This window comes from Arachidicoccus sp. BS20, from assembly GCF_001659705.1.
Lineage (GTDB): Bacteria > Bacteroidota > Bacteroidia > Chitinophagales > Chitinophagaceae > Arachidicoccus.
This window is the reverse complement of sequence record NZ_CP015971.1, coordinates 1,070,202-1,095,302: the sequence shown is the minus strand read 5'-3', so window position 1 is coordinate 1,095,302 and position 25,101 is coordinate 1,070,202. Positions and strand designations below refer to the sequence as shown.

Annotated in this window: 23 protein-coding genes; 8 read left to right on the top strand and 15 right to left on the bottom strand. The window is 39.5% G+C overall.

The genetic code is table 11. The features are described from left to right. Positions 1 to 84: 84 nt before the first annotated feature. Both aspS and A9P82_RS04905 read right to left on the bottom strand, forming a co-directional pair. Positions 85 to 1,917: an aspartate--tRNA ligase gene (gene aspS, locus A9P82_RS04910; protein ID WP_066204798.1), complete on the bottom strand. Its 1,833-nt coding sequence runs from the start codon at positions 1,915 to 1,917 to the stop codon at positions 85 to 87. Positions 1,918 to 2,005: 88 nt separating this feature from the next. Continuing rightward, positions 2,006 to 2,878, bottom strand: coding sequence for a helix-turn-helix domain-containing protein (locus tag A9P82_RS04905; protein ID WP_066204794.1), 873 nt, complete (start codon positions 2,876 to 2,878; stop codon positions 2,006 to 2,008). A gap of 787 nt (positions 2,879 to 3,665) precedes the next feature. On the opposite strand from A9P82_RS04905, the gene A9P82_RS04895 reads away from it, so the two are divergent. Genes A9P82_RS04895 through A9P82_RS04885 form a run of 3 tightly spaced genes read left to right on the top strand, consistent with a single transcriptional unit; the run spans position 3,666 to position 6,506 of the window. Continuing rightward, positions 3,666 to 4,511 (top strand): COG1470 family protein, encoded by an 846-nt coding sequence (locus tag A9P82_RS04895; RefSeq protein ID WP_066204790.1) that lies wholly within the window; start codon positions 3,666 to 3,668, stop codon positions 4,509 to 4,511. 5 nt (positions 4,512 to 4,516) lie between these two features. After that, a complete protein-coding gene (locus A9P82_RS04890; RefSeq protein ID WP_066204787.1) occupies positions 4,517 to 5,536 on the top strand; it encodes an ABC transporter ATP-binding protein in 1,020 nt (339 codons plus the stop codon). Beyond that, complete coding sequence (locus A9P82_RS04885) at positions 5,481 to 6,506, top strand: ABC transporter permease (RefSeq protein ID WP_082915237.1); 1,026 nt, start codon at positions 5,481 to 5,483, stop codon at positions 6,504 to 6,506. Before A9P82_RS04890 ends, A9P82_RS04885 begins: the two co-directional genes overlap by 56 nt. An 8-nt stretch (positions 6,507 to 6,514) precedes the next feature. On the opposite strand, the gene A9P82_RS04880 is transcribed toward A9P82_RS04885, so the two are convergent. The 10 genes from A9P82_RS04880 to A9P82_RS04835 form a co-directional block, all read right to left on the bottom strand. Next, on the bottom strand, positions 6,515 to 7,285 hold the full coding sequence (locus A9P82_RS04880) for a TlpA family protein disulfide reductase (protein WP_197492244.1): 771 nt from the start codon (positions 7,283 to 7,285) through the stop codon (positions 6,515 to 6,517). A gap of 70 nt (positions 7,286 to 7,355) precedes the next feature. Continuing rightward, the gene (gene hisIE, locus A9P82_RS04875; protein WP_255364054.1) at positions 7,356 to 8,006 is read right to left on the bottom strand and encodes a bifunctional phosphoribosyl-AMP cyclohydrolase/phosphoribosyl-ATP diphosphatase HisIE; all 651 of its coding nucleotides are present in this window, start codon (positions 8,004 to 8,006) and stop codon (positions 7,356 to 7,358) included. Further along, a complete protein-coding gene (gene hisF / locus A9P82_RS04870) occupies positions 8,003 to 8,761 on the bottom strand; it encodes an imidazole glycerol phosphate synthase subunit HisF (protein ID WP_066204783.1) in 759 nt (252 codons plus the stop codon). Before hisF ends, hisIE begins: the two co-directional genes overlap by 4 nt. A 181-nt stretch (positions 8,762 to 8,942) precedes the next feature. Beyond that, positions 8,943 to 9,815, bottom strand: a complete 873-nt coding sequence (gene sucD / locus A9P82_RS04865) for a succinate--CoA ligase subunit alpha (protein ID WP_066204781.1) — start codon at positions 9,813 to 9,815, stop codon at positions 8,943 to 8,945. A 114-nt stretch (positions 9,816 to 9,929) separates the two neighbouring features. Beyond that, positions 9,930 to 11,231 carry a serine hydrolase gene (locus tag A9P82_RS04860; RefSeq protein WP_066204778.1) on the bottom strand — a complete coding sequence of 434 codons (1,302 nt, stop codon included), beginning with the start codon at positions 11,229 to 11,231 and terminating at the stop codon, positions 9,930 to 9,932. Positions 11,232 to 11,264: 33 nt separating this feature from the next. Next, on the bottom strand, positions 11,265 to 11,564 hold the full coding sequence (locus A9P82_RS04855; protein ID WP_066204776.1) for a type II toxin-antitoxin system RelE/ParE family toxin: 300 nt from the start codon (positions 11,562 to 11,564) through the stop codon (positions 11,265 to 11,267). After that, positions 11,557 to 11,805, bottom strand: a complete 249-nt coding sequence (locus A9P82_RS04850) for a type II toxin-antitoxin system ParD family antitoxin (RefSeq protein ID WP_066204770.1) — start codon at positions 11,803 to 11,805, stop codon at positions 11,557 to 11,559. The genes A9P82_RS04855 and A9P82_RS04850 overlap by 8 nt, the downstream gene beginning before the upstream one ends. Before the next feature lie 155 nt (positions 11,806 to 11,960). After that, entirely contained in the window at positions 11,961 to 13,331 is a 1,371-nt protein-coding gene (locus tag A9P82_RS04845) for a LutB/LldF family L-lactate oxidation iron-sulfur protein (RefSeq protein WP_066204769.1), read from the bottom strand. A gap of 224 nt (positions 13,332 to 13,555) precedes the next feature. After that, a complete protein-coding gene (gene rocD / locus A9P82_RS04840; protein ID WP_066204767.1) occupies positions 13,556 to 14,794 on the bottom strand; it encodes an ornithine--oxo-acid transaminase in 1,239 nt (412 codons plus the stop codon). A 207-nt stretch (positions 14,795 to 15,001) separates the two neighbouring features. Next, the gene (locus A9P82_RS04835) at positions 15,002 to 15,637 is read right to left on the bottom strand and encodes a nitroreductase family protein (protein ID WP_066204765.1); all 636 of its coding nucleotides are present in this window, start codon (positions 15,635 to 15,637) and stop codon (positions 15,002 to 15,004) included. A gap of 118 nt (positions 15,638 to 15,755) precedes the next feature. On the opposite strand from A9P82_RS04835, the gene A9P82_RS04830 reads away from it, so the two are divergent. After that, on the top strand, positions 15,756 to 16,142 hold the full coding sequence (locus A9P82_RS04830) for a winged helix-turn-helix transcriptional regulator (protein WP_066204763.1): 387 nt from the start codon (positions 15,756 to 15,758) through the stop codon (positions 16,140 to 16,142). Here A9P82_RS04830 and A9P82_RS04825 read toward each other — a convergent pair. Both A9P82_RS04825 and glmS read right to left on the bottom strand, forming a co-directional pair. Next, positions 16,139 to 18,349, bottom strand: a complete 2,211-nt coding sequence (locus A9P82_RS04825) for a DUF4954 family protein (RefSeq protein ID WP_066204760.1) — start codon at positions 18,347 to 18,349, stop codon at positions 16,139 to 16,141. The genes A9P82_RS04830 and A9P82_RS04825 overlap by 4 nt on opposite strands. A gap of 185 nt (positions 18,350 to 18,534) precedes the next feature. Continuing rightward, on the bottom strand, positions 18,535 to 20,370 hold the full coding sequence (glmS, locus tag A9P82_RS04820) for a glutamine--fructose-6-phosphate transaminase (isomerizing) (protein ID WP_066204758.1): 1,836 nt from the start codon (positions 20,368 to 20,370) through the stop codon (positions 18,535 to 18,537). 240 nt (positions 20,371 to 20,610) lie between these two features. Between glmS and A9P82_RS04815 the strand changes: the two genes are divergently transcribed. Then, complete coding sequence (locus A9P82_RS04815) at positions 20,611 to 21,030, top strand: META domain-containing protein (RefSeq protein ID WP_082915236.1); 420 nt, start codon at positions 20,611 to 20,613, stop codon at positions 21,028 to 21,030. 19 nt (positions 21,031 to 21,049) lie between these two features. Here the strand turns inward: A9P82_RS04815 and A9P82_RS04810 are convergent, their stop codons facing one another. Beyond that, the gene (locus A9P82_RS04810) at positions 21,050 to 21,568 is read right to left on the bottom strand and encodes a gluconokinase (protein ID WP_066209611.1); all 519 of its coding nucleotides are present in this window, start codon (positions 21,566 to 21,568) and stop codon (positions 21,050 to 21,052) included. Positions 21,569 to 21,656: 88 nt separating this feature from the next. Here A9P82_RS04810 and argH point away from each other — a divergent pair, with 88 nt between their 5' ends. From argH to A9P82_RS04795, 3 genes are all read left to right on the top strand, one after another. Further along, positions 21,657 to 22,991: an argininosuccinate lyase gene (gene argH / locus A9P82_RS04805; RefSeq protein ID WP_066204755.1), complete on the top strand. Its 1,335-nt coding sequence runs from the start codon at positions 21,657 to 21,659 to the stop codon at positions 22,989 to 22,991. Positions 22,992 to 23,190: 199 nt separating this feature from the next. Beyond that, the gene (locus A9P82_RS04800; protein WP_066204752.1) at positions 23,191 to 23,799 is read left to right on the top strand and encodes an RNA polymerase sigma-70 factor; all 609 of its coding nucleotides are present in this window, start codon (positions 23,191 to 23,193) and stop codon (positions 23,797 to 23,799) included. A gap of 100 nt (positions 23,800 to 23,899) precedes the next feature. Continuing rightward, a complete protein-coding gene (locus A9P82_RS04795) occupies positions 23,900 to 25,057 on the top strand; it encodes a FecR family protein (RefSeq protein ID WP_066204749.1) in 1,158 nt (385 codons plus the stop codon). Positions 25,058 to 25,101: the final 44 nt, after the last annotated feature.

Below are 25,101 nucleotides of genomic sequence, written 5' to 3'. Positions count from 1 at the left end.
ATTAAAAAAGTATCTGGCAAGATAAAAAATAATTTTATTGCCGGATACTTTATAAAAAGAAATTACACGAACGGTAAATTTGAGTTACTTTGACATATCTGAAAGTTGAATATTCAGTTCTTTCAACTGCTTGTCATCAATTACATTCGGCGCATCAATCATCACATCTCTGCCCGAATTATTTTTCGGGAAAGCAATAAAGTCTCTGATACTTTCGCTGCCGCCAAGCAATGCGCACAAACGGTCGAAACCGAATGCCAGTCCGCCGTGCGGCGGTGCGCCGTATTCAAATGCGCCAAGCAGGAAGCCGAATTTTTCTTTCGCTTCTTCATCGCTCATGCCGAGTGCGGCAAACATTTTTTGCTGCAATTCTTTTTGGAAAATTCTGATAGAACCACCGCCGATTTCATTTCCGTTTAATACCATATCATACGCATTCGCTTTGATATTTGCATAAGGATGTTCGAGATATTTTTCAGGATTTTCAATCTTAGGATTGTTGTTAATCATCGTTTCAATATCGCTCGGTTTCGGCGAGGTAAACGGATGATGACGCGCCACCCAACGGTTCTCTTCTTCTGCATATTCAAACAATGGGAAATCCAATACCCACAAAAGTTTGAATTCATCTTTCTTTCTTAAACCTAATCTTTCGCCCATTTCCAAACGCAATTCGCTGATGGCTTTTCTTGTGCGTTCTTCCTTGCCTGCGAGAATTAAAATCAAATCGTTTGGTTGTGCATTAGCAACTTCTGCAATCTGTTTTAATTTTTCTTCGCTGAAGAATTTATCCACGCTGCTTTTCAGTGTGCCGTCTGCATTGTATTTGATATTGACCAAACCAAGCATTCCAATTTGCGGACGTTTTACCCATTCGGTTAATTCATCAATTTGCTTGCGCGAATATTCCGCAGCGTTCGGAACGGCAATAGCCACAACGGTTTCAGCTTCGTTGAACACTTTAAAATCAACGCCGTTAAATATTTCCGTATGATTTTTCTTGGATGGAAAAGTATGTTGCGGGAATTTCAGATTCGCAATCTTCATCCCGAAACGAATGTCGGGCTTGTCGTTTCCGTAATTCCACATCGCTTCTTCCCAAGTGATGCGTTGGATAGTTTCGCTGTAATCGATTTGCTTTACATCTTTAAACACACGCCTTACCAAACCTTCAAACATTTGCAAAATATCTTCCTGTTCTACAAAAGACATTTCGCAATCTATCTGCGTAAACTCAGGTTGCCTGTCTGCGCGCAAATCCTCGTCACGAAAGCATTTCACGATTTGATAATAACGGTCGTAACCGCTTACCATTAACAGCTGCTTGAACGTTTGCGGCGATTGCGGCAATGCATAAAATTGACCTGCATTCATACGTGATGGTACTACAAAATCACGTGCGCCTTCGGGTGTTGATTTAATTAAGAAAGGTGTTTCAATATCCATGAAATTATTTTCGTGTAAATAATTTCTTACGGAACGATTGACTGCATAACGCAATTCAATATTCTTCTTCACGGTGTTTCTGCGCAGGTCGAGATAGCGATATTTCATACGCAAATCATCGCCGCCGTCGGTATCATCCTGAATCGTAAATGGTGGAACAACCGATTTATTTAAGATAGAAAATGAATCAACCAATATTTCAATTTCACCCGTCGGGATGTTTTTATTTTTGTTGCTGCGCTCGCTCACTTTGCCTCTTACTTGCAACACAAACTCACGCCCCAACGGCATTTCGTCTAATTGTTTATTTAATTCTTCTCCAAACAATAATTGCGTAATGCCATAGCGGTCGCGCAAATCCACAAACGTAATCGAACCGAATTTGCGAACGGTTTGCACCCAGCCCGCAAGCGTTACTTCTTTGTTTACATCATTAATATTTAATTCTCCACAAGTATGTGAACGATACATATTTTATGTGATTTTTTGGAGTGCGAAGATAAAAAGTCTGAACGAAGATTCGGAAAGATTTTAGATACAGGATTCTATTGATAAAAAATTATTTTCTGTGTTCCGTTGGTGCTATGCCTGCATATTGTTTAAAGAAGCGGCTGAAATGAAACTGGTTCTCAAAATTTAACCGGTTGGCTATTTGTTTTATGGACAGAGATTCATTATTCAACAAAACTTTTGCTTCCAGCACTACCATTTCCGTTATGAAGTTACGCGCGGTTTTGCCCGTTTTTTTCTTCAATAATTGTGTGAGATACTTCTCGCTGATGTTGAGGTTTTGCGCGTAAAAATATACATCTCTGTGTTTCAGATAATTTTCGGAAAGTAATTGAAGAAACCTGTAAATAATAGTGTTGGCAATACTAGTGCCCTGTTGTGGATTGTCAAAATATTGTTTTACTTTCAGCAGAAAGGCTTTGAACAGCGAATGCATTACTGCTGTATCGCTGCTTCCGGGGTTATTGCGATGCAATAATTCATACAGACATCCGGTAATTTTTTCCAACAACAGATAATCGTTTTTCTCAATATTGCAGTACAACTGCGTACTGCTTTTGAAAAATTGCGCTACACTTAAGTATTTGTCCAAAATCCCCGTTTTTGTGAGAAAATCCTGCGTAAAAAGCAATCCGAAGAAATGTGTATTTTTATCTTCCCATGTAAGTTGCCGAATGACTGATGGCGGTATAATTAATAAATCCCCTTCTTTAAGGCAGTATTCCGATAAATTAACTCTCACACATAGTTCGCCGCTGATAACTGTAGTTATAGAAAAATGACGGGCGCGGTAAACTTTATCCTTGACAAACTCCGAACAGTTTATTCTTGAATCGTGGACAACAAAATCCTCAATGCCGTATTCGAGACCGGCATTGCTGGCAATGGTCTGGATTTCAATTTGTGGCAATAACTCTGACATAAATTCAATAAATAACTTTTACGTATAATAAAATATCTAAATTCAGTTACCGGTAATAAAGAACAAAACGAAAATGTATGTACATAGAAAGAGAGTCCCGCCTGCCCAATATTTGTTAAGTCAAAAACCCTATTTGTTTTAAATCTTACTTTTAGATATAATTAAGGTTGTTTGTGCTATACTCACAATCGATTGCATAACAGAACTTTGCATTATCTGAGTTTAATGAAATGATTAAAGGATTGAATGCAAATATTATGCCTGTCCATGCCATAGAAATGATACGCCAATTTCCGCTTATATTACAAAATATGCGGGAATGGGTGCACTACGAAAGTATTGAAATTCTTATGGAGCAATTTAAAGAGATTCGTAGCCGAATAGAAAACGAACCCGATGAAACGTTTTTTATATCCTTTTATTCAAATGAAAAATATGAATCTCTCGCAAATTTGAATTAATGATAAAAATATGCCGAAAAAATTATGCATAATATTATATTAATCAATACATTATATGATATGGTGTCAGTAAAATTGCATTTGTATGTATAAAATAAAATACAGCATTTTACATTTTTCTATTACCGACTACTTTTTTGAAAAGAACTGCCTCGATTGTTCCGCATCATTGTGGAGAAATTTAATTTTATCTTTTCATTAATTTTTTCTTCTATTTTCCTTAAACCTTACTTGTATAATTTAGCTCCGTTTTTGGGAAAGCATTCCAACTTCATAATCGATTTTTTAGGCAATCTTTTTTTATTAATATAAATTTTATTAATCTTATGATGGCTTACAAAACGCAATTCAACCGAACGAAGCGCAAAGTTTATGCTGTTCTTTTTTTCTTTTTCTTGGCGGGCGCTGTTGTAGCGCAAAAAAAATCTGCAAGCAGTAAATCTTCTTTTACGGCGCAGCTCATCAATATCGAAAATGCCGCGAATGCCACATTTTCATATAATACTACGTTGCACAATGGCAGCCGCGAGTCGCGCATTTATGACCTGAATGCACAAATACCCGATGGTTGGTCTGTCGCTTTCAGGGTAGAGGGCAGCCAGGTTTCGTCATTTAATATTGATTCAAACCGGACACAATCAGTTACAGTACAAATTACTCCATCGCCTGTTGCAAAGCCCGGAAAATACGAAATACCGGTTACTGCGGTTTCGGGTAATGATACGCTAAAACTTCAGTTGGAAGCGGTAGTTAAAGGTTCGTATGCTTTGCAGTTATCTACGCCCACAGGGCTTTTGAGCGATGAAGTAACAGAAGGCGACGAGAAAAAAATTCAATTGGTTGTTACCAATTCCGGAACTATTGCTTTGAACGATATTTCATTGTCGGCGCAATCGCCGGCGCAATGGAGCACGACATTTGAACCAACTAAAATTGCACATTTAGAACCGGGAAAAACGGAAAATATAGTTGCTACACTAAAGGTTCCGGACAAAACAATTGCCGGCGATTATGTAACCACATTTTCTGCACAGAATTCTAACAAAAGCGCTACTGCATCTTTCCGCGTAACAGTAAAAACTTCTTTATTATCCGGCTGGATTGGCATTCTCATTATTTTACTCGCCATAGGCGCTATTTATTATTTGATTCGCAAATACGGAAGAAGATAAGACTTATGGAAAATCCGATTATACAACTCGATGGATTGACTAAGTTTTACGGTTCCCTGAAAGCAGTAGATGATTTAAGTCTTTCCATTAATAAAGGCGAAATCTTTGGGCTTTTGGGTCCGAACGGTGCGGGAAAATCCACTACAATTTTGATGATGCTCGGGCTTACCGAACCATCGTCGGGCGAAGCGCATATATGCGGTTACAAGGCAACGCAAAATCCTTTATCCGTAAAACAAAAAGTAGGCTATATGCCCGACAGCGTGGGCTTTTATGACAATCTTAGCGCTCTGGAAAATCTTGTTTATATCGGCAGGTTGAACGGTATTGCTGAAAACGACGTGCAACGCCGCGCAAAAGAAATGCTGCATCAAGTAGGTCTTGCTGATGATATGCACAAAAAAACGGGCGCGTTTTCACGAGGCATGAAACAGCGGCTCGGACTTGCAGACGTGCTTATCAAGCAGCCCGAAGTAATTATTCTGGACGAACCGACTTTGGGCATCGACCCGAGTGGCGTTAAAGAGTTTCTTACACTGATAAAACAGATGAGCCGTCAACAAGGTTTGACGGTATTGCTTTCTTCACATCATCTTCATCAGGTGCAGCAAGTGTGCGACCGCGTAGGAATTTTTGTAAACGGAAAGCTGCTGGCAGAAGGCAATATTGATACGCTCGGACGAAATTTATTTACAAGCGAACCTTATGTTGTAAATATTTCGGTAAAGAATGATTTGACAGATGCTTCGCAGTTAAACGACACACTTACAAAGCTGCCCGAAGTGAAAAAAACATTGGTTACGGAAAACAACGCCATCGACATTTTTTGCGGCGAAGACATAACGCCGCAACTTGTGCGGACGCTGGTACAACAAGGGTTTGACATTACAGGCGTGCAGAAAAGAGTATATGGATTGGACGAAATTTATCAACGTTATTTTGAAAATAATCTAAAAGAACATTTACAAAATGAAAAGCGCGATAACTTATTCAAAAGGACTTTCGGTAAGCGAAACAAAAAGTAGTCAAAGTTCTTCCACGCAGCAAAAAACACCATTTGGGGTAATGTTGCAGAAAGAGGTATCCGGCATTGTGCATAGCTGGAAGTTTGTGGTACTGATAATATTGATGGCGCTTACATTTTTCGGTTCTATGTATGTTTCGCTTAGCAATATCAGCAAGGCATTCAAAAATCTTTCTGACCCGAACCACCAGTTTTTGTATTTGAAATTATTAACTACTACCGACGGCACATTGCCGCCGTTTCATGTGTTTATCAGCTTTATTGGTCCGTTGCTCGGCATCAGTCTTGGATTTGATGCTGTTAATACGGAGCTTGGCAGCGGCACGCTTATCAGGTTGCTGGCGCAGCCGATTTACCGCGATAATGTATTGCTTTCAAAATTTGTAAGCGCATTGATTGTTATCAGCACTTTGTTTATTTCTTTATCATTATTGATGATTGGCGGCGGACTTTTAATTACAGGCGTGCGGATAGAACCCGAAGAGTTTTTGCGCATACTTTGCTTCGTTATTATCAGCGTAGTGTATGTAGGTTTTTGGATAAGCTTGTCTATTTTGTTTTCAATCAAATTCAGGCAGGCTGCGGCTTCGGCGCTTACGGCAATCGGCATCTGGATGTTTTTTACTATCTTTTTTCCATTGATTGTAAACCTTGTTGTGAAGGCATTTTTGCCCGATCCTTCATTTCTTTCTCAAGGAGAAATGTTGTCTTACAATCATCTTATTCTCGACATTATGAGAGTGTCTCCGAGTCAGACTTATTCCGATGCCGTTACAACTTTACTGATGCCGTCGGTGCGCAGTCTCGGGCCGCTTACGATGGAACAAATGGCGGGTGCAATACCTTCGCCTTTGTCGTTAAAGGAAAGTCTGATGGTTGTTTGGCCCCAGGTAACGGGATTGATTGCGGCGACTTTGCTGTGTTTTGCGCTGTCTTATTATTTGTTTATGAGGAAGGAAATAAAGAGTTGATTTGGAAGCTATTTTGATAACACTTTTTCCAACCCCGCAGCAGAAATGTTTTTGGCAATAATTTTTCCTTCGGGATTAATCAATACATTTTTCGGAATGGAATGAATGGCGTAATTCCGCACTACATCTGCGTTCCAGGCTTTTCCGTTGAATAAATTATGCCAATCGGTTTTGTCGTGCTGAACGGCTTGCAGCCAACGATTCTTATCCGTATCAACCGAAACAGCAAGCACTTCAAAATTATTATTTTTAAACTGATGATAAACGGAAAGTAAACCGGGAATTTCCGCACGGCAAGGAATGCACCAACTCGCCCAAAACAAAACCAGCACATTTTTTCCTTTAAAATTTTCTGACGAAACTATGTTTCCATTAATATCCGTCATGGAAAAAGGAATAAACATTTTGCCGACCTCGTCATTTCTTCTTCCTTTAATTTCCTGAAAAAAATAATCGGCATATTTGTTATGCAAGCCTTGTCCCGACAGGGTTTCAGCGAAATGTTGCAGCGTATCTAAATTTACATCAATATTGCGAAAGCAAGTAATGATTAAGGCTTTTGCACCCAAAACATCTGTCGCGTGTTGCTGAACAAAACTTTTTAAATGCGTACGAAAAACAGATAATTGTTGCTGGTAACTGCTTAATGTATTTCTTCTTTCACTCGGTGTTTGCGGCGCTTTCATCATGTATGAATAATACTGAACGCTGTCTTCATACGTTTTAAAATTGGAGTTATACCAATCGGTATTTTCCTGATTACTTAATTCACTTTCCATGTTGTCGTTGTTTTGTGCGAACAACAACGTTGGAAAAATAACCAAAAGAAAAAGAAAAAATATTTTATAATTATCGTTCTTCATGGCGCTTCTTCAATACATTGATAACATCGTTTAACGAATAACCTTTTGCATTCAACAAAATCAGGTAGTGAAACAATAAATCGGCGCTTTCATTTAAAAATAATTCTTCGCTATTGTCTTTTGCCTCAATCACAACTTCAACGGCTTCTTCGCCAACTTTCTGTGCGATTTTATTAATGCCTTTCGCGAAAAGGCTTGCCACGTAAGAGTTTGAGCCGCCTGCTTCTTTTCTTTGTTGGATAATGTTTTCCAATTCATTCAGAAAATCGTTGTTCATATTTTTTTTATTTTCTTCATTAAAACAAGTGTCTGCGCCGGTGTGGCAAACGGGTCCGACAGGTTCGGCTTTAATCAATAATGTATCGTTGTCGCAATCAGCTTTTATATCTTTCAACAGCAAAAAATTACCGCTTTCTTCGCCTTTCGTCCACAAGCGGTTTTTGCTGCGGCTGAAGAATGTTACTTTCTCCAGCGACTGCGTTTTTGCAACAGCTTCTTCGTTCATAAAGCCAAGCATCAATACTTTGTTGGTGGTTGCATCTTGTACAATTGCGGGAACAAGCCCGTTGGAATATTTTGAATAATTTATGTTCATTTCTTGTCTGTTATCGGTTATTTGTTTTCTGTTATCTGTCAAATTCTCACAGGAATTTGTTTATCTTTCAACGCTGTTTTCAATTCTTTTATTTCCACTTCCTTAAAATGAAAAATGCTTGCAGCCAGCGCTGCATCAGCGTTTGCAGTTTCAAACACTTCTACAAAATGCTGCATATTTCCTGCGCCGCCACTTGCAATCACAGGCACGGGCAAAGATTCCGAAAGCAATTTTGTAATGTCCAATGCAAAGCCTTGCTTTGTGCCGTCGTTGTTCATGGACGTTAATAAAATTTCGCCCGCGCCCAAATCAACAGCTTGCTTTGCCCAATCAAAACATTTGGTTTCTGTTTTCACGCGACCACCGTTTAAGTAAACATACCATTCGCCGTCATCTTCCTTTTTGGTATCAATCGCCAACACTACAAATTGACTTCCGAACTCTTTTGCCAAATCATTAATCAACTGTGGATTTTTATACGCCGATGTGTTGATGGAAGTTTTATCCGCGCCATTTTTCAACAATACCGATGCGTCTTCTACCGAACTGATGCCGCCGCCAACCGTGAACGGAATATTGATATGATGCGAAATTTTATTGACCAATTCGCTCAACGTTTTTCTTTTTTCAATCGTTGCCGTAATGTCGAGAAACACCAATTCGTCCGCGCCTTGCTTTGCATACAACGCGCCGAGTTCCACAGGGTCGCCTGCATCGCGCAGGCTTTCAAAGTTCACGCCTTTCACGGTGCGACCGTCTTTAATATCCAAACAAGGAATAATTCTTTTTGTGAGCATCGGCTCAAAATTAATTATGAATGATGAATTATGAGTAATGAATTTAATTGAAGAATAAAACCATTAAGGAATTAAGAAAATTAAGCCTTAATGTATCTCAACTTCTTAATGGTTTAAATGTATCAAAACAAAAAGCGCACACCCGAAACAGATATGCGCTAAATAATGAATTGATGTATGTTTATTTCTTCAACGCTTCTGCCAAAGTCTTTCCGATATCCGCAGGGCTTGCCACAACTGTAACGCCGTTCTCTGCAAGAATCTTCATCTTTGCTGCGGCTGTATCGTCTGCACCGCCGATGATAGCGCCTGCGTGTCCCATTCTGCGACCTGCCGGCGCAGTTTGCCCCGCGATAAAACCAACGACAGGTTTCTTGTTATTATCTTTTATCCAGTGCGCCGCATCGGCTTCCATGCTTCCGCCGATTTCGCCAATCATAATAATTGCTTCGGTTTCATCATCATTCATCAGCAATTCAACGGCTTCTTTTGTAGTCGTTCCGATAATCGGGTCGCCGCCGATACCGATTGCCGTTGAAATTCCCAAACCTGCTTTTACCACTTGGTCGGCAGCTTCATAAGTAAGTGTTCCTGATTTGGAAACGATGCCTACTTTTCCGGGTTTGAAAATAAAGCCCGGCATAATGCCGACTTTCGCTTCGCCTGCTGTGATTACGCCCGGACAATTTGGTCCTATCAATCTTACATTTTTGCCTTGCAAATAATTTTTCACTTTGACCATATCCTGCACAGGGATACCTTCGGTAATGCACACGATTAATTCAATGCCTGCTTCCGCAGATTCCATTACAGCATCTGCCGCAAATGCCGGCGGAACAAAGATGATGCTCACATTGGCATCCGTTTCTTTTACAGCATCGGCAACGGTGTTGAACACTGGTCTGTCGAGATGCGTAGTACCACCTTTGTTTGGCGTAACGCCGCCTACAACATTGGTTCCGTATTCAATCATTTGCGTTGCATGGAAAGTGCCTTCCGTGCCTGTAAAACCCTGAACAATTACTTTGGAATTTTTATTTACTAAAACTGACATGATTATTGAATTAAAATTTAGGTTGCGCAAATATAACGCACAACGTTTAAACTATCGTGCGTTAATTGTAGTTAGTTGGAAAGATTAATGTTTTGTTTAAAGATATGGGTTCATTTAATTATCCGCATCTTTAATCGCCTTTCGTGTATCATTCGGATTGCGTTGGTCGTAACGAATAATGAACCTGCTCAAATCCGGTTTGTGTTTTCTCTTACGTTGCAATTCATATTGATAAATCGATTGTCCGAGTGTGTATAAAAACGGATAACCAACGGAATCATAATCATACTTATTATCATTCAAAACGCCGTCGCTATTGACATACAGCGTGCAGCTCAACATAAATTCCACACGGTTTTCAAAGTCCGCGACATAAGAGATATCCGTGAGAAAACCGTAAGCCCAGCCCGGCTTGTTGAACACGCGGATATACGGCGGAATTTTATGCGAAGCATTTTTAAAATAATTTTTTACATAGCTGTCGTAATAAACCGAAGTATCGTATTTAGGGTAATTGGTTTCCGACGGATATTGCGACATATATTGATATAGGAAAGGGTAATCTTCGTCCGACAAGTCAAATCTTTTATTGGGCGGAACAGACGAAGGAAATAAAACACTTTGTTCTATTTGCTGCAAATCTTCCAGAGAAATTTTATTGGCTGTGGTAAAATCCATCGGCGTATTTATAAGACTGTCATTGTTGTTCCAATGCGCCTTTCCCATTTTAATAATCTGATGATAATCGAATGAATCGGTATTGTATGCAGGCGGTTGTTGGTATAATAATTCCCCGTTATTGTCTAAAAATCTTATTTCATTAGTGTGGCGGTTTTCATCGTCGTTCATTGCGGTAAATCTTCTTGAAATATTTACGTCGGTGTAACCGCGTTTGTGCAATTCGCGGTTGATATATTGTTGTTCTAAAAATTCATATAAACGATTATACGCATCATTGTCGCTTATCAAAAATACTTTGCGAATGTATTGTGCAACGGACGGAAAGCCTGTTGCCGAAGTGCTGTCGCTCGTTGCGGAAGTTTGCTTAGAATAAGAACTGTCCGTTAGCATGGTTGTAAATTTATTGACGCCTGAAACGTTGATTTGATGCAGCTTTTGTAACGCTAAAAACGACAAAGGCATCTTTACCGTAGATGCCGGATTGAAGTATAAATTGCTATCAACATTAAAATAATAATTGGTAAAAGAAGGTTTGTTGTGTTTGTCGCGATTGATTTGTGTATAAATAATTTGCAGCCTGTATTTTTCGGGATGATGATAAACTTCCCTGAAAATGCTATCGGGAATTTTGTTTAAAATCTTTTCAAGGAAGAGCGAATTTTTTGCTTGTGCATTTGCGTGTGAATGCCAACACAAGAAAATAATAACTGAACAAAGAAGATAGATTTTTCGCATACGTAAAGCTAAGGAATTTACGGTGTCAGTTTTTTATTCATTAAGTCTGTTTTTTAAGTCCATTCGTTCGTGCAAAATTCGGATTATTTCAATTTCCTGTTCGTTGATAACTTGATAGAAAATTATGTGCTTACCTATTCTCAGTCCCAGTAAGTTGTTGGTTATTCCTTCATATATTTTCCCAAGTTCCGGATTTTTTCCAATTTGCTTACAGGCAAACTCTAAAGTCGCATAATATTTGTCCGCCTGCTTTTCCGACCATTCTTCAAAAGAATAAATCCAAATATCATTCAAGTCATCAATGGCTTCTTGTCGTAAAATAACTTTAGCCATTTTTTGCTTTCTCTTCTTTTAGTTTTTTCAAATTTGCTTTGAAGTCAAAATTTTCAACTCGTGGGCTGTTTAACCCTTTTTGGATTGCGGCTTTCAATGCAATTATTTTACTTTCTTCGTCTTCTAAAAGTCGAAGTCCTGCACGAACAACTTCACTAACGTTTTTATAGCGTCCTGCGGAGACTTGACCGCTTACAAACTGGTCAAAATAGTTGCCGAGTGAGATTGATGTATTTTTCATTTTTCTAAACTTTCTCCAAAGTTACCAAAATTTGGTAAATGGATAAATGGTTCATGCTTTTTTTATAGATTAAAAATCCGTTGATAGGGCTTCGACGTTACAAACGTCGAAGAGCGAGGTTTTTCGCATGAGTAAAGCTAAGGAATTTTATATTTTTATTTCCTTTCCCGCCACATTTCATTAAACGTCTTTGGGCTGAAATCGAGATTACCTCTGTATTTCGTCCAGTCTTTAAAAATACTGTTTACAAATGAATTTTTTAGTTTTCCATTGCCCATGTTCATCATTTTGCGGTGCAGACTTGCAAATTTCCACCCTTTCCAAGCCATGCGTTCAGCCATCGAAGCATCGCCTTCTTCTACTGATTCGTACCGGTTTTCCAGCAACAATTCATGCAAATTAATTCTTACCGGACAAACTTCCGTGCAGTTGCCGCACAGTGAGGAAGCATAGCTCAAATGCTTGTATTCTTTGATTCCGCGAAGATGCGGCGTGATAACAGAACCGATGGGTCCGCTGTAAGTTGTTTCGTAAGAATGTCCACCGATGTTTTTATAAACCGGACAAGCATTGAGGCACGCGCCGCAGCGAATGCAATACATTGCCTCGCGCATCTTTACGTTTTTCAACATATTGGTACGACCGTTGTCGAGCAGTATTACATACATTTCTTCAGGTCCGTCGGTTTCGCCTTTTTGTTTCGGACCTGTAATAATGGTGTTGTACGAAGTAATGGTTTGCCCCGTTCCAAAGGTTGCGAGCAAAGGCAAAAACAAGGATAAATCCTGCAAGCTCGGAATTACTTTTTCGATACCTACAATTGCGATATGCGTTTTTGGGAAAGCCGTTGAAAGCCGCGCGTTGCCTTCGTTTTCAGTTAATGAAATACCGCCGATGTCAGAGATAATAAAGTTCGCACCCGTAATGCCAATCTCTGCCGAAGTGAATTTCTCTCTTAATTTTTTTCGTGTGAAAAGCGTTACTTGTTCGGGCGCAAGGTTCGGTTCTGCACCCAATTTTTCGGTGTACAAATCTGCAATTTCTGCCGCGCTTTTGTGCATCGCAGGTGTTACAATATGATACGGTGGTTCGCCCGCAATCTGCTGAATATATTCTCCTAAATCGGTTTCCACGCTTTCAATGCCTTGTGCTTCGAGAAAATGATTCAGATGGATTTCTTCCGTAACCATACTCTTGCTTTTGACGATGGTTTTAGCGTTCTTCTCAATACAAATTTCTTTCACGGCAGCCAACGCTTCTTCGGCATTTTCCGCCCAAATAACTTTTGCTCCGCGTGCAGTAATTTGCTTTTCAAAATTCAATAAATTTTTATCCAGGTTTTCTATCGCGTTCCACTTTGCATTCTTTGCAAGCTGTCGTGCCACGGGCAATTCAGAGAATTGAGCTTTTCCTGCGGGAACTGCGGAATTATATTTTGCTATGTTGAAATTAATCGTATTTCTGTGCTGCAAATCGGAAGCTTTCGCTTCGCTGTTTGCCATAAATAAAGATGATTCTTTTGTCATAATATGAACTTTTGAATAGATGTTCAAATGTAGTGAACTAAGCGGAAAGAATGGGAAGAATTGTTTGGGGTTTATGGAAAAAGAGAACACGCTTACGTGTCATTCCGAATTTATTTCGGAATCTTTTTTAGATGCTGAAACAAGTTCAGCATGACGTGTCGGCGTGTTCAGGCTTCTTCGTTGTGTAACTTTGTGTCGTTGTGCCTTTGTGGTTCAAAAAAAAATCAGGCAACAAACTCATTTAAACTCTTATCAATAATTGCAATACATTCTCTCAACTGTTCTTCATTCATTACCAATGGCGGTGCGAAACGAATTTTATCGCCATGCGTAGGTTTCGCCAAAAGCCCGTTATCTCTAAGTTTCAGGCAAATATTCCAGGCTGCATTTTCATCAGGATGATTGATGACAACAGCATTTAATAATCCTTTTCCGCGCACTTCTTTGACTAACGGATTATTTAGTTTGCCAATTTCTTCACGAAAAATATTGCCTAATTTTTCTGCATTGTCCGCCAGATTTTCTTCTGTCAAAACTTGCAAAGATGCAATGGCAACTGCGCACGCCAAAGGATTTCCGCCGTACGTTGAACCATGTTCGCCGGGCAAAATCGTGAGCATAATTTCGTTATTCGCCAACACGGTGCTCACGGGCAAAACGCCGCCGCTTAAGGCTTTGCCAAGAATGAGAATATCGGGATGCACATTTTCATGGTCGCAGGCGAGCATTTTTCCGGTACGGGCAAGTCCTGTTTGAATTTCATCTGCGATAAATAAAACATTGTATTTTTCACACAATGTTTTTGCTTTGGATAAATATCCTTCGTCGGGAACGACAACGCCCGCTTCGCCTTGAATTGGTTCGACTAAAAACGCGGCAATATTTTTTTCTTGTTGAAAAAATTCTTCCAATGTTTCTAAATCGTTGTATGGAATAACGATGAAGCCCGGAGTATAAGGACCAAATTCTTTTTTAGAATCGGCATCGGAACTGAACGAAACAATTGAGATAGTTCTTCCATGAAAGTTATTTCCGCAAACGACAATCTGCGCGTCGTTTGTCGGAATTTGTTTGACTTTATACGCCCATTTTCTTGCAAGTTTTAAAGCCGTTTCAACGGCTTCTGCGCCGGAGTTCATCGGCAAAACTTTATCATAACCGAAAAGTTTAGTGATGTATTTTTCAAACTCGCCCAACTGATTGTTATAAAAAGCGCGTGAGGTAAGCGTGAGCTTTTGTGCTTGTTCTGTCAAAGCCTGCATAATGCGCGGATGCCTGTGTCCCTGATTGAGTGCGGAATAACCGCTTAGAAAATCGAAATATTGTTTGCCGTTGACGTCCCAGACATAAACGCCTTCGCTGCGTTCCAAAACCACAGGCAAAGGATGATAATTGTGCGCGCCGTGCTGTTCTTCCAACGAAATATAATAACCCGATTTATCGGATACCAAAATATCTGACATAAAAATGTTTTTAAAAAATGAAGAATGAAAAATAAAAATCGAAGAGAGAAAATAATAGCTTACCCAACGGGATGATTGAGATAATCAAGATGAAGATGTAGGAATGATTTTTTCATTGTGGTTGCAAGATAAGAAAGTTTATGTGAAAACAAAAAAGCTGTTTAAACTATCAAGTTTAAACAGCTTTTTTGTTTTAGTTGTAAAAAATTAAGGTAGTTTAATTACTAACTCACTTGTCGGAACACGAACTTTTTTCAGGTTTACCAACCAATCATTATCCGTGTCGCGATAACCGATTGCAAGAATGGTTACACTTTTTAAACCGTATTTACTTAGTTCCAACAGTTCGTCCAGCTCATCATTTTTAAAGCCTTCCATCGGTGTTGTATCAACTTTCAATTCAGCCGCAGCAACGATTGCAGCACCAAATGCAATGTATGCCTGCCGTGCCGCGTGCTGAAAATTTACTTCTGCCGAACGCGGCACATAACCTGCAATCAACCTGTTTTTGTAATCTTCTACTGTACTTAACGGAAGTTCTCGTTCTGCGGCAATACGTGCAAATCGTTCATTAATTCTTTCCTCAGTATAATTGTCCCATGCAGCGAAAATCAGGAGATGCGAAGCATCAACTATTTGACTTTGATTATTCGCAATCGGTTGGATTTTCTTTTTCAGTTCCGCATCTGTAATCTCGATAATTGAAAAAGGCTGTAATCCCGAGGACGTGGGAGCGAGACGCGCCGCTTCAATGATTTCGTCCACAAGAGGTTGCTCAACAGCAGTTCCATTCATCTTTTTTGTTGCATATCGCCACTGCAAAGCGTCTAAAGTTGCTGACATATTTTTAAATTTTAGTAATGAGAAATTAAATTTCGCTTGCGAATATCGGATAATTACTTTACTTTTGAAATCGGTTTCCCAAAATATATCAATTTCCTAACGTAAAGCGATATGAACAATGAAAAATGAATCTTCCAAGACAAGTAAGCACGGAGAGTGTAAATCGAAGTTGCGTGCGATTTATGATACAATGGATGTTTTGAGCGGTAAATGGAAAATTTCAATTATCGGGTATTTAATTATTGAGAAGAAATGCAGGTTCACAGAACTTCAAAAACAAATTGAAGGTATAGGTGCAAAGATGCTTTCCAAAGAATTAAAAGATTTGGAAATAAATGAACTTATTACGCGCACGGTGTATGATACAAGACCGATAACCGTTGAATATGAATTAACGCCTTACGGAAAAACATTGCAACAAATTATTGAAGAATTAGATAAATGGGGCAAAAAGCACAGGGAACGAATTATTAGAAAAAAAACTGTGACCGTTGTAACTACTTAGTTTTTGAAAAGAGATTTTGATGCTTGAATTTGCGTTGAAAAATTCTTGAAATTCTCTTCTTGCTGACGAATAAAACTGTTGTCGGAAAACTTCCCAAGCACGCTGTCCATCTCGGTTTGAGAGGAATACATCATTTTTCTGAAAGCGTTGGTGTAATCTTTTTTGCGCGAAATTTTAATGTTTTCCAATACTTGTTTGTTGAGCAATAAAAGCTCGTCAAAAAGTTCAAACAATATTTTTTTATTAATGGAATTTAGATGGATTTGCTTAATTTCTTCGAGCGATGCCAAAGCGTGTTTCAGCTTTTCATTTGTATATTTTTCGCCTTCCGCTTGATAATGTTGATGTAAATCGTTCCATGAATTGATTTTCTTTTCGTAAATATTTTTCCGGATGGATGAAACATTTTCTTCGGGAATCAATTGTCCGCCCACGTTCAGCCAATTGTTTCTTTGCGCATCTTTCGGCAGCAATTCTTTTAATTGTTTTACGGAAGAAATTTTATTTGTCAAAATGAAATTTACCAACTGTTCCAATCCATACAACACAATCATTTGCTTAAAAATACGGTACGATTTTTTTACTTTGATGATTTTTGTTTCGCGTTTGGAATTTTCAAATCCTTCGGCTGTAATGTTGATATCTTCTATATTTGAGGCTTCATCGTTTAAAATTTCTCTGCCGATTTTTTGGTGTTCCTCATTGCTCAAATAATTTTTATTCAATGAAAAATAAAATGCTTTGCCTGTATAAATTTCCAGCAAGCGCAATGCTTCAAACATTTCATTCACAGTGTCGGGCGCAAGAAAATCATATTCAATATGCTGAATTTTTTCTTTGCGTTTGTCGCGGTCAAAATATTTCCACGTATTGCGCGTGAGCGCGTACATATTGTACATAAACCAATACGCGGGCATTACCACCAAATTATTTTTTTGTACATCAAGACTTATTAATGAAAACGGAATCGGTATGTTCAGTTCATAATTATAATCGCCTTTGGCGAGCATGGTATAAGATGCAAACTTTGAATTGTGTTTTAAGCTCGTACACAAGGCAGGCCAAAACCCGCGTCCTGCAAGGATTTCGCCGTCCGCGCCGCGCGAATTATGATTGGAACCAATGGTGGCGCCAGCGGGAATATTGCTTTGCCCGAACACTGTTGCCGCACACAAAAACGAGTTGTTGTGATGTTGCTCATGCGCGGGAAATATCAATGAATTTAAAACTTCGCAGCAAGAAATAGTCGAATTATTTCCAAGATAAGAATTGATTAAACGCGCGCCGTACTTGAGTTGCACATGCGATGCGGTTACAAAACGCACGGCTTTAACGCCGTAAAAAATCCGGTTGCCAAAACCAATGCTTCCGTTGACCAACTCACAACCCTCGCCGATTTGCGTATGACCCTCTTCGCCTGAATTTATCGTGAGGTTTTTAAGCTTATTCGCGCCTTTGATATACGCATCCGAACCAATCCAAACGTCTTTGATAATGTCCGTGTTTTTAATCACGGTTCTGTCGCCTACTTTTCCGTAAAACCCGCGCGCCGTCTTAAATTCAGCTTCCGTGAACTCGATAAATCTGTCCAACAATTTTTTGTCGTCACGGTACTTGCTCCACAGCCAGGCATCGCCCGCGAGCATTCCGTTGAAAGGTAAAATTTTTCTGCCGCCGTTTTCATTCGACAGTTCCAGCCAGATGCGGATATTTTCGTTCTCGCCGTCTTTCACAATGCCGTTGCCGAACTTCGATTTTTCGGTCGTTTGCATCTCGTTGATGTTCGTCAAAATCACTTCTTCGCCAATGATGTAATGCGACAAATAATGCACATTATTGATAACGCTGTTATCGCCGATGTCGCAACTGATAATCGTAGAATCGTACAAGCCCACCGCCACTTTCAAATCGCTGAAGACAAGCATATAAGGCTCTAATTTCCCGATGCGCACCAAGCCGTAAAACTTGCAGTTTTTTACGAGTTCGGGATTGAATAAATCCGATACCCAAATATTGTTCCAGTTGTCGCTCGTGTTGCGGTTGCGCACCAGCGCTTCAATCTCAAACGCAGTCAGGTTGCGGTATTCAGCGCCGTTTCTGTTTTGAAGATTGCGCAAATAATATTCGTCTTTGCCTTTGGGCAAATATTCTTTTTTGATAAAATTATATCCGAGAGAATTGACGGGAAGTTTGATAATGTTGTTCATATTATGACTTGGAAAAAGAAATTTATTTTAAAAATTATTTATTGAGATTTCTCCTATCGTCGAAATGACGAACACATTTGTTTTAATCAAAATTTTTAGCGTCGTCATTTCGAACGCAGCGAAGCGAAGTGAGAAATCTCAGTTTATTATTTTATATATTCTTTCATTACCATCAACCTATCACATTATTCCACTGTAACCGATTTCGCCAGGTTGCGCGGCATATCTACGTTACAGCCGCGTGCAATACCAATGTGATACGACAATAATTGCAAAGGAACCACATTCAAAACCGGTGCAATTATTTCGTCCGCTTCGGGAATTTTGATGACGGCATCTGCAAGCGTTGGCGTAATATTATCGTCTTCATTCATCACGGCAATTACTTTGCCTTTTCGCGCTTTTATCTCTTGCATATTGCTCACAATTTTTTCGTGATACACATCTTTTGTCGCAATAAAAATTACAGGCAAATGTTCATCCACCAACGCTATTGGTCCATGTTTCATCTCCGCCGCAGGATAACCTTCCGCATGGATGTACGAAATTTCTTTCAGCTTCAAAGCGCCTTCCAACGCAATCGGGAAATTGTAACCGCGACCGAGGAAAAGCGCGTCATCAGAGGTTTTTAGCGATGCTGCGATATTTTTTATTATTTCATTTTGTTGTAAAATCTTTTCCACTTTTTCGGGAACTTCGGCAAGTTCATTACACAAATGCAAAAACCTTTCTTCGCTGATTGTGTTTTTATAATGTGCAATTTTAAAAGCAATCATCATCAACGCGGCAAGTTGTCCCGTGAATGCTTTTGTACTTGCCACGCCGATTTCCGGACCCGAATGTGTGTAAACGCCCGTGTGCGAAATGCGCGCAATGGACGAGCCGACGACATTCACAACGCCTAAAATAATGGCGCCTTGTTCTTTCGCTTTTTCAATCGCGACAATCGTGTCCGCCGTTTCGCCGCTTTGCGAAATCGCAATAATCATATCGCCTTTGTTGATGATGGGATTTCGATAACGAAACTCCGAAGCGTACTCGACTTCAACCGGAATGCGGCAGGTTTCTTCGATAATGTATTCCGCCGTCAAACCCGCGTGCCAGCTCGTTCCGCACGCAATGATGATGATGCGCGGCGCATGGCAAATTGCATCTAAATATTTGTCGATACCGCTCAAATTGATGTTCCCTTTTTCTGCATTCAGTCTGCCGCGCAGGCAATCGAAGATGGTTTTCGGTTGTTCAAAAATTTCTTTCAGCATGAAATGTTCAAAGCCGCTTTTTTCAATCGCATCCAATTCCATGTCGAGCTTTGTGATGAAAGGCGTTTGCTTTTCATTACCCAGATTTTTTAACGTCAACTCATCGGGGCGGACAATCGCAATTTCATAATCATTGACATAAACAACTTCTTTTGTGTATTCCACAATCGGCGAAGCATCCGATGCCAAAAAATGCTCATTTTTCCCAATGCCGATGACGAGCGGACTTCCTTTGCGCGCAGCAATAATGGTATCGGGATTTTTATTTTCGATTAATAAAATACAATACGCGCCCACAACACGCTTCAATGCAATACGCAACGCTTCTTCCAGATTGCTGCCGTTGTTTTTATAAATATCTTCTATAAAATTCAGCAGCACTTCCGTATCGGTATCGCTTTTAAAAGCATAATTTTTTTTCAACAAATCTTCTTTCAGCGAAGCATAGTTTTCGATAATGCCGTTGTGAATCATCGCCAGTTCGCCGCTTTGCGACAAATGCGGATGCGCGTTTCGGTCGTTCGGCTCGCCGTGCGTAGCCCAGCGCGTATGACCGATGGCGGTTGTTCCTTCCACATTTTTCCCGATAATAAAATCTTCGAGTTCAGCAACTTTCCCCTGCTTTTTGTACAAGTTAATTTTACCGTTGAGCAAAGCAATTCCGGCGCTGTCATATCCTCTGTATTCCAGTCGTTTCAAGCCTTTCAGTACAATCGGATAAGCCTTACGATAACCGACATAACCTACAATTCCACACATAAAAAATATTTTATGGTTCAAATGTAGAAAATTACACAAACGTTTGCGTAAAATGGAAGAATAAAAAAATTAAAGAAATATAGTAAAGATTCAAATTAAAATATAATTTTATATCAAAATATTATGCTATGAAATGAGCCATAAGAACTTTGCCTACCCAAAGTGATGATTATTTGGCGAAACGAAGTTCGGCGAAGCCAATTCCATCTGACCATTAAAAAACAATAAAAAAATAAACAGATGAAAAATTTACTTATTCTTTTCTTTTTCGCAGCAAGCCTAATGGTCGCATGCCAAACAGTAAAGCAAAGCGCTTTCCTGCAGAAAAGTTCCTGGGTGTTGGAACTGGATTCACATGAAGTTTACGGCTGCAACATATCGAGACCTTTAAGTATTGATTTTGACAGCGGTAAAATTAGTGGTTTTTCGGGATGCAACAGGTTTACGGGAACTTACGTTTTGGCGGATAATAAATCGGTAAAATTGGGTCCGTTGGCAACAACGCGAATGATGTGCCTGGATAGCAACTGTAATAAAACAGAGCAAGAATTTTTGAACAAATTATCTAAAGTTAGTAATTATAAAGTTGATGAAAAACAGCTGCAATTATTTTCAAATGATACGTTGTTGCTGAGTTTCAGACGGAATAATAAAGAGTAAGAAATGTCTGTGTTTTATTTTAGTGGAAGCCTTTTTGCTGTAGTATATTTATGATGTTTATTATTTCGTTTTGCAGATTTGTATCGATATTAATGGTAATCACATCTGTTTCTTGCGGTGTAGGCTCTTCGAGGGTATCAAATTGGCTTTTCAATAAATCAACGGGCATAAAATGATTTTTTCTTTTAGACAGCAAATCGTGAATCTGTTGGTACGAACCTTTCAGATAAATGAATAAAATATTTTCAATATTTGCCCGCAAAACCGCTCTGTATTTAGCTTTTAGGGCAGAGCAGGAAACAATACAATCTTTTCCTTCATTGATTGTTTGTTGGACAGCCGAATGAATTTTTTCAAGCCAGCCCTGCCGGTCTTCGTCGGTCAAAGGAATATCCCGGCTCATTTTTTCAATGTTTGCTTTTGGATGCAAATCGTCTCCTTCGATAAACTTCGCATTCATTTTTTCCGAAATTAGTTTTGCAACCGTTGATTTTCCGCTGCCCGAAACACCCATTACGATAATACATTTTCCTGCCATCCCAAAAATATTTATGCGTTCAAAGATATTGTGCAAACGCAATAAAAACGTTTCTTTGCGGAGCAATAAGAATTTAATAAGATATTCAATGAAGCTCTGGCAAAAAAATACAACGTCATTAAAAGAAGTAGAAAATTTTACGGTGGGTAAAGACAGAGAGCTTGATGTATTGCTCGCGCCGTTTGATGTGCTTGGCAATATGGCGCACGCTGAAATGCTTGCTACCATTGATTTGCTGACGAATGATGAAAAAGATGCATTGCTTAAAGAATTGAAAAATATTTACGCAACCACACAAGACGGAACATTTAAAATTGAAGACGGCATAGAAGATGTTCATTCGCAGGTAGAATTTTTATTGACTAAAAAACTTGGCGATACCGGAAAAAAAATCCATTCTGCACGCAGCAGAAACGACCAGGTTTTGGTGGACATAAAATTGTATTTGCGCAGCGAAATCGAAAAAACGGTTAATGCCGTAAAGCCCTTGTTTGATTTACTGATTGAGAAAAGTGAGCAATACAAAGAGGTATTATTGCCGGGTTATACCCATTTGCAAATTGCGATGCCGTCGTCATTCGGATTATGGTTGGGCGCGTATGCCGAGAGTTTGGTAGATGATTTAACCGTGTTGCAATCGGCTTATCAGGTAGTGAATAAAAATCCGTTGGGTTCGGCGGCGGGTTACGGTTCTTCGTTTCCGATTAACAGAACACTTACGACTAAACTTTTAGGCTTTGCCGATTTGAATTACAATGTTGTTTATGCACAAATGGGACGCGGCAAGGCAGAAAGAATTACGGCGCAGGCTTTGGCAAATATTGCGGAAACTATCGGAAGATTGTCGATGGATGCAACGCTTTACCTTTCACAAAATTTTGCATTCATTTCTTTCCCACCTCAATTGACAACGGGCAGCAGTATTATGCCGCACAAGAAAAATCCTGATGTATTTGAAATTGTTCGCGGCTATTGCAATCGGCTGAAAGCCTTGCCTAATGAGGTTTTGATGATGACGACCAATTTGCCTTCGGGCTATCATCGTGAGTTGCAATTGTTGAAAGAACATTTGTTCCCTGCGTTTACAACTTTACGCGATTGTATTGAAATGGTTGGCTTGATGTTGTCGAATATGGAAGTGAAAAAAGATATTGTCGAAGACGAAAAATACAAATATATCTTCAGCGTGGAAGAAGTGAATAAACTGGTTTTGCAAGGTGTTCCGTTCCGTGATGCGTATAAGCAAACAGGCTTGTCAATTGAAGAAGGCAAGTTTGATTACTCGACCAAAGTGAATCACACGCACGAAGGAAGCATCGGCAATTTGTGCAACGATAAAATTCAGGCAAATATGCAAAAGGCTATTGACAGTTTTGATTTTGAAACGTATCGTAAAGCCATAGCAGAATTGCTCAACAGCTAATTTGTTTAATGTAATTAATGCACATTGTTTAACTGTCGCGATTTATATTATACTGATAAATATGTTTACCCGATTGCCTGCAAATGGAGATGTACGATACGTTTGGGAACGGAGTAGAATATATATGTAAAATTATTTTTTTGTATTCTGCTCAAAATTCTGTTTATCTTCACGTTTTCCAAAATATATATTTTTTGTTATGCATTCTTCCGCTTCGGATATTGAAAAAGCGCTATTCGCCGGCATTGCGCAGGGCGATGAAAATGCTTTCAGAAAGATATTTGATATGTATAAGAGAAAGTTGTACGCTTTCGTGTTTCAAATGACAAGTTCGGCTACAGTCTCTGAAGAAATAGTCCAGGATATATTTTTAAAAATATGGATGAACCGGTTGAATATGAATGCCATTGAAAATCCCGCTAACTACATTTTTATACTTACCCGTAACAAAACGATGGACTATCTGCGCAAAGTAGCATCGGACAAAAAACGACTGGAGCAATTGTGGCTCAGGTCTTCTACACAGGATTATCATATCGCGGATGCCGACCATCAACTGAATGTAGAATCGGTGCAACAGCTTATTGATGAAGCTATCAGCCGTTTACCGGAACAAAAGCAAATTATTTTTCGTTTAAGCCGTAACGAAGGCTGGACAAACGAGGAAATTGCCGACTATCTCCACCTGTCTAAAAGCCGGGTTGCCAATGCCATGGTCGAAGTATTAAAACATTTGCGCAGCTATTTGGGAAAGTATTCCGGCGACCTTGCGCTTTTATTTGCCTATGCCATTTTTCTGCACAAATAAAAAAAGTTAAGGAAAATTTCATATTCGGCGGTATTGCTAACATTTTTTTACGTCTTTATAGACAGGGAAGATAATTCCTTGTTAAAAAAGAACCATAGAAATGTCGGATAAGCAATACCGGATACAATATTTATTGGAAGCATATGCCAATCGTACACATACCCATGAAGAATTGGATGAGCTGTTCAGCTATATACGTGAAGCGAAAAATGATGAGTCCTTATATGCTTTTATGAAAGAATATTATTACCGGATGCAGCTTGTTTCCGGTTTGCAAGAGCCTGATTGGGAGCGAATGTTTTCCGGGATTGTCAGCCAATCGGCTTTAGAAAACACTTTGCACCGAAAGAAAATACGTTTTTATTTCCCCATCAGATATGCGGCGGCGGTTATCGTTTTGATTGCATTAAGCATTGGCATTTATTTATATAATGAAAAGCAAGTTAAACCTAAAGCGGTAATTGCTGCGAGCTCTGTCATAGACGTTGCGCCGGGTACAAATAAAGCGGTGCTTACGCTGGCAGACGGTTCGTTGGTACAGTTGGATAGTGCCGGGCAGAAGCAGTTGAAGCAAGGAAGTGCTTCCATACAACAATTCGGCGGAAAATTGTTGTACGAAGCTGATAATGAAAGTAATAGTACGGCATATAATACGCTGAGTACGCCGCGTGGTGGTCAGTATCATCTCGTTTTATCGGATGGAACGCAGGTCTGGCTTAATGCTGCGTCATCCATAAAATATCCTGTTGTATTTACAGATAAGAAGAGGGAAGTGTCCATTACCGGCGAAGCCTATTTTGAAGTGAAGCACGATGCTGAACACCCTTTTATCGTAAGAACGGGCAACCAGATTACCGAAGATATAGGAACCGCTTTTGATATTGACAGCTATGCTGATGAAGCGGGTATAAAAACAACCTTAGTGGAAGGTGCGGTTCAGGTAAATGACCGATTGCTGCATCCGGGTCAGCAAGCGCTCGTAACAGGCGGTAGCATAAAAATATCTGAAGCAAATACAGAGGAAGCAACTGCGTGGAAAAACGGATTGTTTTATTTTGAGAATAATGACTTCGCGAGCGTGATGAAAACGCTTAGCCGGTGGTACGATATAGATGTGGTTTATAAAGATAATATCCCTAAGCGGCGCTTCGAAGGGAAAGTGCCGAGAAGTTACAATCTTGGAGATTTACTGGAAGTCTTAAAGGCATCCGACATACACTTTTCGCTTGAGGGGAAAAAGCTTATTGTAGAACCTTAAATTTCATTTTTTAACAAACAAAAATATTTATGCCTATGCAATAG

Excerpts from the sequence above, each read along its gene's own strand:
- hisF (WP_066204783.1), bottom strand. The coding sequence starts at position 8,761 with ATGCTCACAAAAAGAATTATTCCTTGTTTGGATATTAAAGACGGTCGC.
- A9P82_RS04815 (WP_082915236.1), top strand. The coding sequence starts at position 20,611 with ATGAAAAATTTACTTATTCTTTTCTTTTTCGCAGCAAGCCTAATGGTC.
- A9P82_RS04855 (WP_066204776.1), bottom strand. The coding sequence starts at position 11,564 with ATGGCTAAAGTTATTTTACGACAAGAAGCCATTGATGACTTGAATGAT.
- A9P82_RS04800 (WP_066204752.1), top strand. The coding sequence starts at position 23,191 with ATGCATTCTTCCGCTTCGGATATTGAAAAAGCGCTATTCGCCGGCATT.
- argH (WP_066204755.1), top strand. The coding sequence starts at position 21,657 with ATGAAGCTCTGGCAAAAAAATACAACGTCATTAAAAGAAGTAGAAAAT.
- sucD (WP_066204781.1), bottom strand. The coding sequence starts at position 9,815 with ATGTCAGTTTTAGTAAATAAAAATTCCAAAGTAATTGTTCAGGGTTTT.
- A9P82_RS04825 (WP_066204760.1), bottom strand. The coding sequence starts at position 18,349 with ATGAACAACATTATCAAACTTCCCGTCAATTCTCTCGGATATAATTTT.
- A9P82_RS04850 (WP_066204770.1), bottom strand. The coding sequence starts at position 11,805 with ATGAAAAATACATCAATCTCACTCGGCAACTATTTTGACCAGTTTGTA.
- rocD (WP_066204767.1), bottom strand. The coding sequence starts at position 14,794 with ATGTCAGATATTTTGGTATCCGATAAATCGGGTTATTATATTTCGTTG.
- A9P82_RS04845 (WP_066204769.1), bottom strand. The coding sequence starts at position 13,331 with ATGACAAAAGAATCATCTTTATTTATGGCAAACAGCGAAGCGAAAGCT.
- A9P82_RS04895 (WP_066204790.1), top strand. The coding sequence starts at position 3,666 with ATGATGGCTTACAAAACGCAATTCAACCGAACGAAGCGCAAAGTTTAT.
- A9P82_RS04890 (WP_066204787.1), top strand. The coding sequence starts at position 4,517 with ATGGAAAATCCGATTATACAACTCGATGGATTGACTAAGTTTTACGGT.
- glmS (WP_066204758.1), bottom strand. The coding sequence starts at position 20,370 with ATGTGTGGAATTGTAGGTTATGTCGGTTATCGTAAGGCTTATCCGATT.
- A9P82_RS04795 (WP_066204749.1), top strand. The coding sequence starts at position 23,900 with ATGTCGGATAAGCAATACCGGATACAATATTTATTGGAAGCATATGCC.
- A9P82_RS04810 (WP_066209611.1), bottom strand. The coding sequence starts at position 21,568 with ATGGCAGGAAAATGTATTATCGTAATGGGTGTTTCGGGCAGCGGAAAA.
- A9P82_RS04830 (WP_066204763.1), top strand. The coding sequence starts at position 15,756 with ATGAAAAATGAATCTTCCAAGACAAGTAAGCACGGAGAGTGTAAATCG.
- A9P82_RS04905 (WP_066204794.1), bottom strand. The coding sequence starts at position 2,878 with ATGTCAGAGTTATTGCCACAAATTGAAATCCAGACCATTGCCAGCAAT.
- A9P82_RS04860 (WP_066204778.1), bottom strand. The coding sequence starts at position 11,231 with ATGCGAAAAATCTATCTTCTTTGTTCAGTTATTATTTTCTTGTGTTGG.
- A9P82_RS04835 (WP_066204765.1), bottom strand. The coding sequence starts at position 15,637 with ATGTCAGCAACTTTAGACGCTTTGCAGTGGCGATATGCAACAAAAAAG.
- aspS (WP_066204798.1), bottom strand. The coding sequence starts at position 1,917 with ATGTATCGTTCACATACTTGTGGAGAATTAAATATTAATGATGTAAAC.
- A9P82_RS04880 (WP_197492244.1), bottom strand. The coding sequence starts at position 7,285 with ATGGAAAGTGAATTAAGTAATCAGGAAAATACCGATTGGTATAACTCC.
- A9P82_RS04885 (WP_082915237.1), top strand. The coding sequence starts at position 5,481 with ATGAAAAGCGCGATAACTTATTCAAAAGGACTTTCGGTAAGCGAAACA.